Origin of the sequence: Thiobacillus sp. 65-1402, from assembly GCF_001897685.1 — a bacterium.
Lineage (GTDB): Bacteria > Pseudomonadota > Gammaproteobacteria > Burkholderiales > Thiobacillaceae > Thiobacillus.
In genome coordinates this window covers 32080-44731 of the sequence record NZ_MKUG01000203.1, presented here as the reverse complement: position 1 = coordinate 44731, position 12652 = coordinate 32080, and the positions used below count along the sequence as shown (strand labels likewise).

The window sequence follows — 12652 nt, the reverse complement described above, 5'->3', positions numbered from 1 at the left end:
CGTGCTTGCGCAGGCGCTGCTTGAGCAGCCACGACAGGCTGCGGATGACCTGGTCGCCGACCGGATGGCCGTAGGTGTCGTTGACCTGCTTGAAATGGTCGATGTCCATCATCACCACCGACAGGAAGCCGCCTTCGTGCGCCACCCCCGACAGCAGCATGTCGAGCATGTGCTTGCCGCTGGAGTGGTTGAGCAGGCCGGTCAGGCTGTCGTGGTACATGGTGCGGCGCAGCGCGCGGTAACGCTCGATCTTGCTCTTGACGATGGCGTTGAGAAACACCGGGTTGAACGGCTTGGTGAGGAAATGGTCGCCGCCCAGCCGCATCGCGTCGACCTGCAGCGCGACGTTGGTCTCGCCGGACAGGTAGACGATGGGCGTGCTGAGGAATTCGTCGTGCTGGCGAATGATGCGTGCGACTTCGACGCCGGTGCAGTTCGGCATGTACATGTCCATCAGGATCAGATCCGGATTGAACTGCTTGAGCATGTTCAGCGTCTGGCGCGGATCGTTGACGATCTCGGAGACGATCTGGTTTTCCGCCAGCGTGCGCCGGATCAGGTGGCTGGCTGTCCTGGAGTCCTCCACGATCAGGACGCGGTACGCTTCCTGTTCCTGCCGCTCGTTCAGTTCCATGATGTGCTCGACGATGGCGTGCGCGGGCGTGCCTGCCATCAGGCAGCTATCGCAGCCGCTCCGCAGGGCCTGTTGCAGCTGCTCGAAATCGGAACGCACCCCGAGGCAGATCAGCCGGCCCATCGCAAACCGTTGCCGCAGCGCCTGGATCCGGTCGTGCCACTCGGCTTCGGGCAGGCTGCCCAGATCGAGCAGCAGCAGGGGGGCGCCGCCAGTCTGGTCCGGCAAGGGCTGTTGCCAGCCGATGAACTCCGCGGCCATGCCGAAATAGCCGAGCTGCGCCTGCAGCGCCTGCCACTCCGCCGGATCCTGCCCGATCAGCCAGGTCTGGCCCATCCGCATGGTCTCGGCGGCGGCATGCTGCGGGTCATGGAGCCGTCCGTCCGGGCCGGCACTGGCCGTGGCATGGGTCTGCGTCATGCGGCCCAGCGCGAGGATGCGTTCGTTGAGGTCGTCCAGCGCGGCGTGCGGCAGCGGATGCGCCACGTCCGCATGGAACAGCGCCAGCGCCACCTGTTCCAGCTGATGGCTGGCGTGGTGCAGGGCCGTGATGCCCTTGTCGATCAGGAACTCGGTGAAGCTGTTGATCGATACCGCCAGCTCGACGAAGCTCTCGAAGCTCGGTGCCACCCGGTAGCGCTGCCATGTGCTCGACAAGGCCAGGTTTTTTTGCAGGAGTTCTTCCGGGGAGCAGAGCATGCGGGTCGATAAGGTTTAGTCAATTTCCTTATTAACGTCCATTATTCCGCTTTATGAAGCGGTTTGCGCAACGGGCGGTGCAGCCCGGGCGCGGCAAATCCATGCGCTTGCCCGGGCACGCGGGTTGCCTATTCCCCGGCGCCTTCCTGCTCCAGGCGCAAATACTGGTTGTAGGCATTGGTGCGGTTGGCTTCGTTGAAAGCCGGCATGGAACGGTATTTCGACCAGTCGGTTTGCTCGTAGGCTTCATCGAAGGGAACGAGATCGCGTGCAGCCTGGCCCATGCGGGCGCGCAAAAACTGCAGATAGTCGCGGGTAAAGACGAGGTCGGTGCGCGGGACGCGCGAGGGCGCGCCGTGGCCGGGTATCAGGACGCGGGGCTTCAGGGCGATGAGTTTGTCCAGCGCGGCGATCCAGGCGCGGCTGTCGGCGTCGCCGACAAACGGCACGCGGCCGCGAAACACCAGGTCGCCGGCGTACAGCACGCGGTCTTCCCGGACCAGCATCGCCATGTCCTCGCTGGAGTGGGCCGGGCCGACGTGGCGCAGGGCGAAGTGCAGCCCGCCCATCTCGAAATCGGTGTCGCCTTCCAGGAAACGGTCGGCCTCCAGCAGCCGGGTATGCTCGTCCACCCACGGGAACAGCACTTCCTTGCGCTGGGCGAGGCGCGCGGCGGCGCCCTCGCTGCGGGTGGCACCTTCGGCGGCGCGGTGCGCCCAGATTTCGGCGCCCAGCGCCTTGAATACCTGCAGGCCGTAGAAATGGTCGGCGTGGTAGTGGCTGACGATCACCCGCCTGATCGGCTGCTTGGTGACCTTGCGGATCAGGCCGACGAGTTTCTCGGCCAGCGGCGGCGATGCCAGCGCGTCGAACACGACCACGCCGTCGCGCGTGACGACGAATCCGGCGTTTGACATGAAGCCCTGGTTTTCGCTGGACGCCGCGCCGGGCAGGCCCTGCACGAAGTAGCTGTGAGCGCCCAGACGCACCGCTTTCATCGGCACGGTCGCCTCCGTTATGTCGGCGGGCTGCGCCGCGTGAGCGGCAGGCAGCAGGATCAGCGACAGCAGGGCGAACAGGCGAAGGATCATGGCAGGCTCCCGACAGTGAGCTGCATTATAGACATTCCGTTCCACCGGACCGGCCCGGAAGCCGCGTCAGCAGCGCTGTTTCAGCACCCAGGCTTCGAAGATTGCCGCCGGCTGCGGCTTGCTGAACAGGTAGCCCTGGTAGGTATGGCAGTGGTGCTCGGCCAGGAAGGCGTATTGCGCATCGGTTTCCACGCCCTCGGCCACCACGGCCAGATTCAGGCTCTGCCCCAGGGCGATGATGCTGCGCGTGATGGAGGCATCGTTGGGGTCGGTCAGCACGTCGCGCACAAACGACTGGTCGATCTTGATCTCGTCCAGCGGCAGCCGCTTCAGGTAGGCAAGCGAGGAATAGCCGGTACCGAAGTCGTCGAGCGCGAAGCCGATGCCGCGCGCCTTCAGCGCACTCATCTTGACGATGGTTTCGTCCATGTTGTCCACCAGCAGGCTTTCGGTCAGCTCGAGTTTGAGCCGGCGCGGGTCGGCGCCGCTGCGGTCGAGCACCTGCAGTACCTGGGCGACGAAATCCGGCTGGCGGAACTGCCGCGCGCTGACATTCACCGCTACGCCGAGGTCCGCCATGTAGGGCAGGGCCGCCCAGGCCGTCAGCTGCGCGCAGGCGGTTTCCAGCACCCAGAGCCCGAGCGGCAGGATCAGGCCGGTTTCCTCGGCCAGGGGAATGAAGGATACGGGGGGCATCCAGCCGCGCGCGGGATGCTGCCAGCGCAACAGGGCTTCGGCGCCGCAGATGCGCCCCAGGCTGTCGACCTGCGCCTGATAATGCAGTTCGAACGCCTGTCGTTGCAGGGCGTCGCGCAAATCGGCTTCCAGCTCGGCCCGGGCCGCGACCAGCGCCTGCATGGCCGGGTCAAAAAAACGCAGGGTATTGCGGCCGTGGGCCTTGGCCTGGTACATGGCGAGATCGGCGCGCTGCAGCAGTTCGTCGAGAGAGGCCGGCTGGTCGTTCAGGAGCGAGATGCCGATGCTTGACGTGCAGTGGTGCGCGTAACCGGCCAGCTGGAAGGGGGACTTGAAGCCGGCCAGGATGTTTTCGCCGACCTGGGTGGCAAGCGCCATCGCCTGGTGCGGTGTGGCGGCCAGGTTTTCCAGCACGATCACGAACTCGTCGCCGCCCAGGCGCGCCAGGGTGTCGCCCTGGCGCAGGCAGTGCTGCAGGCGCTGGGCGACCTGCTGCAGCAGCAGATCGCCGATGGCGTGGCCCAGCGTATCGTTCAGGGTCTTGAAGTTGTCGACGTCGATGAACAGCAGCGCCCCCACCGTCTTGCGGCCCGCTTCGACCGCCAGCGCATGCTGCAGTCGGTCGCGTAGCAGTTGGCGGTTGGGCAGGCCGGTCAGGTGGTCGTAGAACGCCAGGTGCTGGATTTTGTGCTCGGCGGCCTTGCGTTCGGTGATGTTGGTGTTGATTGCCAGGATGGCGTCGGGCAGCTGATTCTCGTCGCGCAGCAGGGTCCAATGCGCCTCGACGATGAGCGCGTCACCGCCCTTTTTCCGCTGGGCGATTTCGCCGCTCCATTCGCCCTGCTCCGCTACCTTGCGGGTGTTTTCGCGAAAAACCGCCGGGTCGTCGTACAACAGGGGTTCGATCGAGCGGCCGATGACTTCGTCGCGCGTCCAGCCATACAAGCGTTCGGCGCCCTTGTTCCAGTAGCGGACAAGGCCGTCGAGGCTGCGCACCATGATGGCATCCTGTGCCTTGTCCAGCAGCGAGGCCTGCTGGCGGATATGCGCATCGGCGCTCTGGCGTTCGAGCTCCGAGGCCACCCGGGTGGCGAAGATCTGCAGCGTCGAGGCGATGAAGGCCGTGTCCTGCAGGGGATGGCTGTACAGCACGAACAGCTGCCCGATCGGCTGGCCGGCCGAATCGTCGAGGCGATGCCCGACATAGGCCTGCGCATCCAGCAGGCCGATCGAGGGTGCGTCGGGATAGTGCTCATCCAGCCTGCAGGGAATGACGTGATTGACGGTATCCGTCAGCGCTTCGCAGGGCGTGCCGGCCAGCTTGTATTCGAAGTTGGGAATCAGCCGGCCAGCGACGACCGCCACCTTGGTGCATGCCGAATGCAGCGTGCCGGGCTGGAAACAGGCGATGAATCCGGCGGTGGCCCCCAGCGCATCGGCCATGTTGATCACCAGCTCCTCGAAAAATGCCGTGCCGGTGCTGGCGGAGACGCCGGCGGCAATCTTGATCACGGTGGCCTGAATCCGGTCCTGCTCGCGGCGGCTGCGCAGCATGGCGATGCCGAAAGCGAGGTCGTCGGTCAATTCCTGCAGCAGGCGCATTTCGTCGGCGCCGATGCGGGCCACTTCGGGCGCGAACAGGGCGAAAACTCCATAGGTGCGCTGCGCATCGTGCAGCGGCAGCACCACCAGGCTGCGATAGCCGTGGCGCAATGCGGCATCGAGCCACGGCTGGAAGCCGGGGTCGCGCGTCAGATCCTCGATGATCACGACCTCCCCGCTGCGCAAGGCCCGCCCCACCGGGCCGCGCCCGGTCGCCTTGTCTGCGGACCAGCTGAGCTGGATGCCGTGCAGATAGCGTTCGCCATCGCCGGCATGGGCCATGGGGCGCACCGATTGCGCGGCATCCGCTTGCGCAAAGCCCACCCAGGCCATGCGATAGCCGCCCACGTCGACGGCGATGCGGCAGATCTCGTGCAGCAGTTCGCTTTCATCGGTGGCGCGAATCAGGGCTTCATTGCAGGCGCTGCGTACGTGCAGCGCGCGGTTGAGGCGGGCGAGTTCCAGTTCGGCTTCCTTGCGGGTGGTGAGATTGGCCATCCCGCCGATCATGCGGATCGCCCGTCCGCTGTGATCGCGAATCACCGAGCCGCGATCCAGCACATAGGCATAGCGGCCGTCCCGATGCTGGAAGCGGTATTCGGCAGACCAGCTTGCCTCGCCCGAATCGATCGCCCGATGGATGTCCTGCACCACGCGCTCATGGTCATCCGGATGGATGCGGCGCGCCCAGGCGAGGCTGTCCGCCGGCAGGTCGGCGGGCGCGTAGCCAAACACGCTTTGCATGCCTTCGTTCCACCAGATGCGATCGGAAACCAGATCCCAATCCCAGATGGTGTCGGTGGTGGTGCGGGCGACGCTCTTGAAGCGCTGCTCGCTTTTATGCAGCGCCTGCTGGGCCTGCTTGCGCTCGGTGATGTCGCGCCCCGCCGCCACCCAGTGGGTGTAGCGGCCGGCGGCGTCGGCAACCGGGGCGATGTCGAACTCGATCCAGATGGCTTCGCCGCTTTTGGCGTAGTTGACGAGTTCGCTGCGCAGCGGCAGCCATTTCCCCAGCGCCTGGCGGATGCGCTCCAGTTCGGCGGGGTCGGTCAGCGGACCCTGCAGGAAACGCGGCGATTTCCCCAGCACGTCCTCGCGCCGATAACCGGTGAGGCGTTCAAACGCCTCGTTGACGAACGCGATGCGCAGGCCCGGATCGTCGATGGGGCCGGCCTCGGCAATCAGAACGACATCGTTCAGGTGCGCAATGCCGGCTTCCAGCAGCTCGGACTGCCGCCGGGCTTGATTGCGTTCGCCGGGTCCGCCGGCGCTCTGCCCGGCGATCTTCAGCAGGATTTCACGGAAATCCGCGAGCATCGCGGCGCGCTCCTGCGCGCCGGCGTCAAGCGCGAGCACCATCTCGGCGGAGCGGCCCTGAAACGTCAACGGCTGCGAGATGAGATGCAGCGGCGGTGTCTGTCCGGCCTGCTGCCGGGTGGCGGCAGGCCGGGCCGGTTCAGGCCGTGCGCGGGAAGCTTCGGCCGGGCCGATGTCGCGGGTTGTCAGGTCCAGAAAATCGGCGCGGGAATAGCCGTAATACGCCGTCGCTGCATCGTTCACCGCCAGAAACTGCAGGGTTTCCAGGTCGTAAATCCACATCGGCTGTGGATGGAGGTCAAAGGCTTCGGGCGTGTGCATAAGGAGCGGTCGGCGGATTTCCCTGGGCGCGCAGCGAGCGTCCGGCATTCATGCCTGGAGACGGCCGGGCGGCGCCGCGCCCCGGGGTGAACGCAGGCCTGAACGCGAATCGATGATGTAAATATCGGCTTTACGGCCACGCTTCCCGCAAACTTGAACTACCCGGCCCGTCGCGGCGCCGAAGCGCCAGCGCGGCTGTGGTATCTTCGTCCGCTGGAAGAAGGGGGTCATGCGTGTTCAAGAAACAGTGGCCGGCGTTTGTGCTGGCGTTCATATTGCCGCTGCTGGCGGTGTTCTGGTGGTGGGGCGGGTTCAATGCCGTCAGCGTGACGGAAACCGACGCCGGGCCTTATCGCTACGCGTATCTGGATTACGAAGGCCCGATCAGCGACATGCGCAAATCGCAGCGCACGGCGCTGGACAAATTCACCGCTGCCAAGGTGGCGGCGGGCGACACCATCAGCGTGATCCTCACCGATCCGCGTGCCGCCAACGGCAAGGTGCGCGCGCAACTGGGCTATACCCTGGCCGATGCCGCCCCGATCCCCGACGGGCTTAAGGAAGGCCGCATCGAACGCCGCCCGGTCTATGCGGCCCAGGTGCAGGCGGCGGTCCTGCTGGCGCCGTCCAAGGCCTACCAGGCGCTGTCCGACACGCTGGCGCCGCGTGGACAGGCCATCGCCATGCCGACGGTCGAACTGTATCGCCCGGCGGGGCAGGCAAACCGGATCGGCACCTTTACCCTGGAGATGAATCGCTGATGGTTTTCTTCTCCGTCCTCGCCGCCGTCATTCTCGAACACCTGCGTCCGCTGCGGCAGCCGTTGCCGCACTATCGGCACTATTCCCGCTTCACCCAGTGGCTGGAGCGCCGCTTCAATGCAGGCGAGTACAGCCACGGCGCCATCGCCTGGACGCTGGCGGTGCTGCCGCCGCTGGTCGCGGTGTGGCTGATTTTCATCGCGCTCGACAGCATCAGCCCGTTCCTCGGCTGGGTATGGAATGTGGCCGTGCTGTATCTGACCCTCGGGTTCAAGTATTACAGCGACGACGCCGAGCAGATTGCGCGCCTGCTGCGCGCGGGCGATCTCGATGGCGCGCGCGCGCGCCTCGACGCCTGGCGCGGCGGCGATGCCAGCCATTTCAGCGCCGACGAAGTGGCACGGGTCACCATCGAGCAGGTCACGGCGGCGAGCCACCGCCAGATGTTCGGCGTGCTGCTCTGGTTCGTGCTGCTGGTGCCGCTGGGCCCGGCCGGCGCGGTGCTGTTCCGTGCCGCCTCGATTCTGGCGCGGCGCTGGACCGCGGCGCAGGGACGCTTCGGCGCGTATGCGCAGCGCGCCTTTCATGTCCTCAACTGGTTGCCTGCGCGACTGACCGCGCTGACCTACGCCATCGCCGGCAATTTCGAGGACGCCACCTATTGCTGGCGCACCCAGGCGGCCGCCTGGCCGGAGCCGGAAGAGGGCGTGGTGCTCGCTGCCGGCGCCGGCGCCATGGGGGTGCGGCTGGGGCAGAGCCTCAGCGTGGGGGGCGACACCGTCTGGCGGCCCGAACTCGGCACCGGCCAGGCGGCCGATGCCGACTACATCGACAGCGCGGTCAGCATGATCTGGCGCGGCCTGGTGATCTGGCTGGTGGCGGGGCTGCTGATCGTCATCGCAGGCTGGGTGGCGTAAGGCTCCATGCTCAACGCGTTATGGGTCGGCTTCTTTCTCGCCGCCTTCCTGATTGCGTCATTCAAGCTGGTTTTTCTCGGCGACGCCGACATCTTCGCCGCGCTGGTGAAGGCCCTGTTCGACAGCAGCAAGGCCGCGTTTGAAATCGCGCTCGGCCTCACCGGGGTGATGGCGCTGTGGCTGGGGGTGATGAAGATCGGCGAGCGTGCCGGCATGCTCGAGTTGCTGACGCGCGGCCTGGCGCCGCTGTTCAGGCGGCTGTTTCCCGAGGTGCCGCCCAACCACCCCGCGCTCGGCGCGATGACCATGAACATGGGCGCCAACATGCTGGGACTGGACAATGCGGCGACGCCGCTCGGCATCAAGGCGATGCAGGAACTGCAGAAGCTCAATCCTTCCAGCGACACCGCGAGCGATGCGCAAATCCTGTTCCTGGTGGTCAACACCGCGTCGGTTACCCTGTTGCCGGTCACCATCTTCACCTACCGCGCGCAGCTCGGCGCCGCCGACCCCACCGATGTCTTCGTGCCGCTTTTGATCACCACGTATATCGGCACCCTGATCGGCCTCTTCGTCACCGGCCTGTTCCAGAAACTGCACCTGTGGAACCGCGTCACGCTCGCGTATCTGGGCGGCGCCACCGCGCTAGTCGGCGGCCTGGTCGCATACTTCTCCAGCCTCGACGCCGCGGCGATGACGCGGCAGTCGTCGATACTGAGCAACGTGCTGCTGTTCGGCCTTGTCGCCACCTTCCTGCTGATGGCAGTGCGCCGCCGCGTCAACGCCTACGAGGCCTTCGTCGAGGGCGCCAAGGAGGGCTTTCACACGGCGGTCACCATCATTCCGTACCTTGTCGCGATGCTGGTGGCGATCGCCGTGTTCCGCGCCAGCGGCGCGCTCGACCTGCTGATGGGCGGGATGCGCGGCGCGGTGCTGGCGCTGGGCTTCGACGCGCGCTGGGTCGAGGCGCTGCCCACCGCGCTGATGAAGCCGTTTTCCGGCAGCGGCGCGCGTGCCATGATGATCGACACCATGCAGGTCCACGGCGCGGATTCGTTCGCCGGCCGGCTCGCCTCCATCGTGCAGGGCAGCACCGAGACCACCTTCTACGTGCTGGCGGTGTACTTCGGCGCGGTCGGCGTCCGCCGGGTGCGCCACGCGGTCGCCTGCGGGCTGATCGCCGACGTCGCCGGCATTCTCGCTGCCATCGGCATGGCCTACCTCTTCTTTGGCGCAGTTGCATGAAGACCTACGATACCCTCGCCGCGGTCGATCTCGGCTCCAACTCGTTCCGCCTGGAAGTGGCGCGGGTGGCCGGCGACCAGCTGTATCCGCTCGATTCGCTGAAGGAAACCGTGCGCCTGGCCGGCGGCCTCGGCGAGGACAAGCTGCTCGACGAGGCGACGCAGGCGCGCGCGCTGGCCTGCCTGCAGCGTTTCGGCGAGCGCCTGCGCGGGCTGTCGCCGGGCGCGGTGCGCTGCGTCGGCACTTCGTCCCTGCGCGTCGCCAGGAATGCCGAGCGGTTTCTTCCGCGGGCCGAGGCCGCGCTCGGCCATCCGATCGAGATCGTCGCCGGGCGCGAGGAGGCGCGGCTGATCTATCTCGGCGTCGCGCATTCGCTGCCGGCCTCGCCCGACCGGCGGCTGGTGGTCGATATCGGCGGCGGCTCCACCGAAGTCATCATCGGCCATGGCCTGAAGCCGCACGAGCGCGAAAGCCTGCACATGGGCTGCGTCAATTTCTCGCAGCGTTTCTTTGCCGGCGGCGTCATCGACAAGGCCGCGCTGAAGGCCGCCGAGATGAGCGCGCGCGTCGAGGTCGAGCGCATCGCCCGGGAGTTTTCCAGGGGCAACTGGCAGCAGGCGGTGGGCTCCAGCGGCACCGCGCGCGCGTTGCGCGAAATTATCGAGCAGAGCGGCTGGGCGGCATGCGGCATCACCGCCGACGGCCTCGCCCGGCTGCGCTGCCAATTGATCAAGGCAGGGCATGTCGACGCGCTCGATCTGCCCGGCCTGTCGCGCGACCGCCGCCCGGTGATCGCCGGCGGCTTTGCCATCATGGCGGGGCTGTTCGCCGAACTCGGAATCGAGCGGATGGACGTTGCCGAAACCGCCATGCGCGAAGGCATCCTGTACGACCTGCTGGGCCGCTTCCACAAGCAGGACATGCGCGAGGTGACGGTGGACGAATTCATGCGCCGCTACCACATCGACACCCGGCAGGCCGAACGCGTCAAGCAGGTGGCGCTGAAACTGCTGGCAGCCAGCGGCGGCAGCGATGAAAACGACGCGCGCTTTCTCGACTGGGCCGCGCGGCTGCACGAAATCGGGCTCATGGTGTCGCACGGCGGCTACCATCGCCATTCCGGCTACATCCTGGAAAACGCCGACATGCCCGGCTTCTCGCGCACCGAGCAGGCGCGCCTGGCGCTGCTGGCGCGCGCCCAGCGCGGCGCGCTGGCCAAACTGCCGGAGTTCTCCACCGGCGTGGTGCCGGAAAACGACCGCCTGCTGGTGTGGCTGCTGCGCCAGGCCGTCATCCTGTGCCGCAGCCGCGCCGAACCGCATCTGACCGATGCGACCGTCGAAGCCGGCAGCAAGCGCATCCGTCTGGGCCTGCCCGCAGGCTGGCTGGAACGCCGTCCGCTGACCCAGCGCGCACTGGAGGAAGAGGCGGCGCATTGGCATGCGGTGGGGACGAAATACGCGTTCGGCTAAAAATCCGTTCATCCGCAATCAAGCATCCGGCGTATCGATAGCCCGGCTCAACCGCAGCGTTTGTCCGCTTTCTGTCCTGTCCTGCTCCCATGCGCAGGAGCCGCCTCCATACATGCCACGCAGCGCGCAAGCGGGGCCGATCGGCCACGGGCATGGCTCGCCGGGCCATGAGTAGGGCGGCTGGATTTTTTGTATCCGCTGCCGCTGATCGCCAATCCAAATATAAATATATCGACATATTCGATATATAAGATACAAAAATATCGTTTGTCGAATAGTTCCCGAATACCTACTCTGGCGCCTTCATGGTTGTCAGAAAAAGGGAGCCCATCGATGCAAAAAGAAGACGTCCTGGTCCTTGAACCAGCGGGAAATACCCTGGCCCCGCAGGACTCGCCTGCGATCCTCCGCGAGCTCACGGCCGAAGCCGGCGTTTCGATCAACGGCGATGCCCCTTGGGATATCCAGGTATTCGACGACGATGTCTACCGGCTCGTCCTGACGAAAGGCTCGCTCGGTTTCGGCGAGGCCTATATGGACGGGATGTGGGAATGCGACCGCCTGGACCAGCTGTTCCAGCGCCTGCTGAGCAGCCAAGCCGAAGAAAAAATCGACAACTGGTCGCGGCTGCGCCTGCTGGGCGAAATCCTGCGCCACAGCCTGTTCAATCTCCAATCCAGCCAGCGCGCCTTCCAGGTGGGGGAGCAGCACTACGACATCGGCAACGACGTGTTCGAGGCCATGCTCGATCCCAGCATGAGCTACTCCTGCGGCTATTGGCATAACGCAAGCGGGCTGGCGGACGCGCAACAGAAAAAACTCGACATGATCTGCCGCAAGCTGGAATTGCAGCCCGGCGAACGCCTGCTGGAAATCGGCTGCGGATGGGGCGGGCTGGCGCATTTCGCCGCGCAGCACTACGGCGTCGAGGTGGTCGGCATCACCGTCTCGAAAGAGCAGCAGAAACTGGCCCGCAAGCGCTGCGCCGGCCTGCCGGTGGCGATCGAGTTGATGGACTACCGGGACCTCGCTGAAAAATTCGACAAGGTCGTCTCGGTCGGCATGTTCGAACATGTCGGCCCGAAAAACTACGCGACCTATTTCGATACGGTCCATCGCGCGCTCAAGGATGACGGCCTGTTCCTGCTGCACACCATCGGCAACTCCGTCACCTCGCCCAAGACCGACGCGTGGATCGACAAATACATTTTCCCGAACGGCAAGCTGCCGTCGGCCAAAGAGATTGCGTCGGTCCTGGAACGCCGCTTCCTGATCGAGGATTGGCATAACTTCGGCCCCGACTACGACCGCACCCTGATGGCCTGGTGGGACAACTTCGAGCAGGCCTGGCCCGGCCTACAGGAAAAATACGGCGAACGTTTTTACCGCATGTGGAAATACTACCTGATGAGCTGTGCGGGCTTCTTCCGCTCACGCCAGGGACAACTCTGGCAGCTGGTCCTGAGCAAGACGGAAAGGCAGCTGGTCTACCGCTCGGTGCGCTGAGGCGCAGGGGAAACCACACGCCAGCGCGCTCCGGCCCGGCGCAACCGGAGCCGCGACGCCTCCAGGCGGCGGCGCAATTCAATGCAGATCAAGAAAGGAGGGGGCGCATGAAGCTTCCTACCCATTACCTCCGCCTCGCCGAGGGACAGACGCTCAATCAAGGCACCCCCTGGCTGGTGTACGGCAGTCTGACCAGGGATGAGACGTTCACCGCCATCGACGGGCGCAAGTATCCGGCGAGCATGGCCGTGCCGATCGATCAGCCCAATGACTCCGCCGGGGAGGCGGCCATGCCGGATCCTTCCCGGACATGAGCGGCTGACGCGAAGCCGCGATAATTCGCCCGGATACGCGGTGTGCGTCTGCGGACGCGCCGAATCGGGGCGTCGGG

9 protein-coding genes are annotated in these 12652 nt (G+C 65.8%); 6 read left to right on the top strand and 3 right to left on the bottom strand.

Annotated elements, in window-relative coordinates; genetic code table 11:
• The 3 genes from BGO62_RS15050 to BGO62_RS15040 all read right to left on the bottom strand — a co-directional run.
• On the bottom strand, positions 1-1333 hold a 1333-nt coding region (locus BGO62_RS15050; RefSeq protein ID WP_296643980.1), incomplete at its 3' end, for a response regulator.
• A gap of 128 nt (positions 1334-1461) precedes the next feature.
• Positions 1462-2424 carry an MBL fold metallo-hydrolase gene (locus BGO62_RS15045; RefSeq protein ID WP_296643978.1) on the bottom strand — a complete coding sequence of 321 codons (963 nt, stop codon included), beginning with the start codon at positions 2422-2424 and terminating at the stop codon, positions 1462-1464.
• 66 nt (positions 2425-2490) lie between these two features.
• Positions 2491-6360 carry an EAL domain-containing protein gene (locus BGO62_RS15040; protein ID WP_296643976.1) on the bottom strand — a complete coding sequence of 1290 codons (3870 nt, stop codon included), beginning with the start codon at positions 6358-6360 and terminating at the stop codon, positions 2491-2493.
• Between the two features lie 233 nt (positions 6361-6593).
• Between BGO62_RS15040 and BGO62_RS15035 the strand changes: the two genes are divergently transcribed.
• The 6 genes from BGO62_RS15035 (at position 6594) to BGO62_RS15010 (ending at position 12575) form a co-directional block, all read left to right on the top strand.
• Positions 6594-7121, top strand: a complete 528-nt coding sequence (locus tag BGO62_RS15035) for a hypothetical protein (RefSeq protein ID WP_296643975.1) — start codon at positions 6594-6596, stop codon at positions 7119-7121.
• On the top strand, positions 7121-8038 hold the full coding sequence (locus BGO62_RS15030; RefSeq protein ID WP_296643974.1) for a CobD/CbiB family protein: 918 nt from the start codon (positions 7121-7123) through the stop codon (positions 8036-8038). Before BGO62_RS15035 ends, BGO62_RS15030 begins: the two co-directional genes overlap by 1 nt.
• 6 nt (positions 8039-8044) lie before the next feature.
• Positions 8045-9283: a spore maturation protein gene (locus BGO62_RS15025; protein ID WP_296643973.1), complete on the top strand. Its 1239-nt coding sequence runs from the start codon at positions 8045-8047 to the stop codon at positions 9281-9283.
• Positions 9280-10755: an exopolyphosphatase gene (gene ppx / locus BGO62_RS15020; protein ID WP_296643971.1), complete on the top strand. Its 1476-nt coding sequence runs from the start codon at positions 9280-9282 to the stop codon at positions 10753-10755. Before BGO62_RS15025 ends, ppx begins: the two co-directional genes overlap by 4 nt.
• A gap of 333 nt (positions 10756-11088) precedes the next feature.
• A complete protein-coding gene (gene cfa / locus BGO62_RS15015; RefSeq protein WP_296643969.1) occupies positions 11089-12261 on the top strand; it encodes a cyclopropane fatty acyl phospholipid synthase in 1173 nt (390 codons plus the stop codon).
• A 107-nt stretch (positions 12262-12368) separates the two neighbouring features.
• Complete coding sequence (locus BGO62_RS15010; protein ID WP_296643968.1) at positions 12369-12575, top strand: hypothetical protein; 207 nt, start codon at positions 12369-12371, stop codon at positions 12573-12575.
• Positions 12576-12652 lie beyond the last annotated feature (77 nt).

Excerpts from the sequence above, each read along its gene's own strand:
- BGO62_RS15045 (WP_296643978.1), bottom strand. The coding sequence starts at position 2,424 with ATGATCCTTCGCCTGTTCGCCCTGCTGTCGCTGATCCTGCTGCCTGCC.
- BGO62_RS15040 (WP_296643976.1), bottom strand. The coding sequence starts at position 6,360 with ATGCACACGCCCGAAGCCTTTGACCTCCATCCACAGCCGATGTGGATT.
- BGO62_RS15030 (WP_296643974.1), top strand. The coding sequence starts at position 7,121 with ATGGTTTTCTTCTCCGTCCTCGCCGCCGTCATTCTCGAACACCTGCGT.
- BGO62_RS15025 (WP_296643973.1), top strand. The coding sequence starts at position 8,045 with ATGCTCAACGCGTTATGGGTCGGCTTCTTTCTCGCCGCCTTCCTGATT.
- ppx (WP_296643971.1), top strand. The coding sequence starts at position 9,280 with ATGAAGACCTACGATACCCTCGCCGCGGTCGATCTCGGCTCCAACTCG.
- cfa (WP_296643969.1), top strand. The coding sequence starts at position 11,089 with ATGCAAAAAGAAGACGTCCTGGTCCTTGAACCAGCGGGAAATACCCTG.
- BGO62_RS15010 (WP_296643968.1), top strand. The coding sequence starts at position 12,369 with ATGAAGCTTCCTACCCATTACCTCCGCCTCGCCGAGGGACAGACGCTC.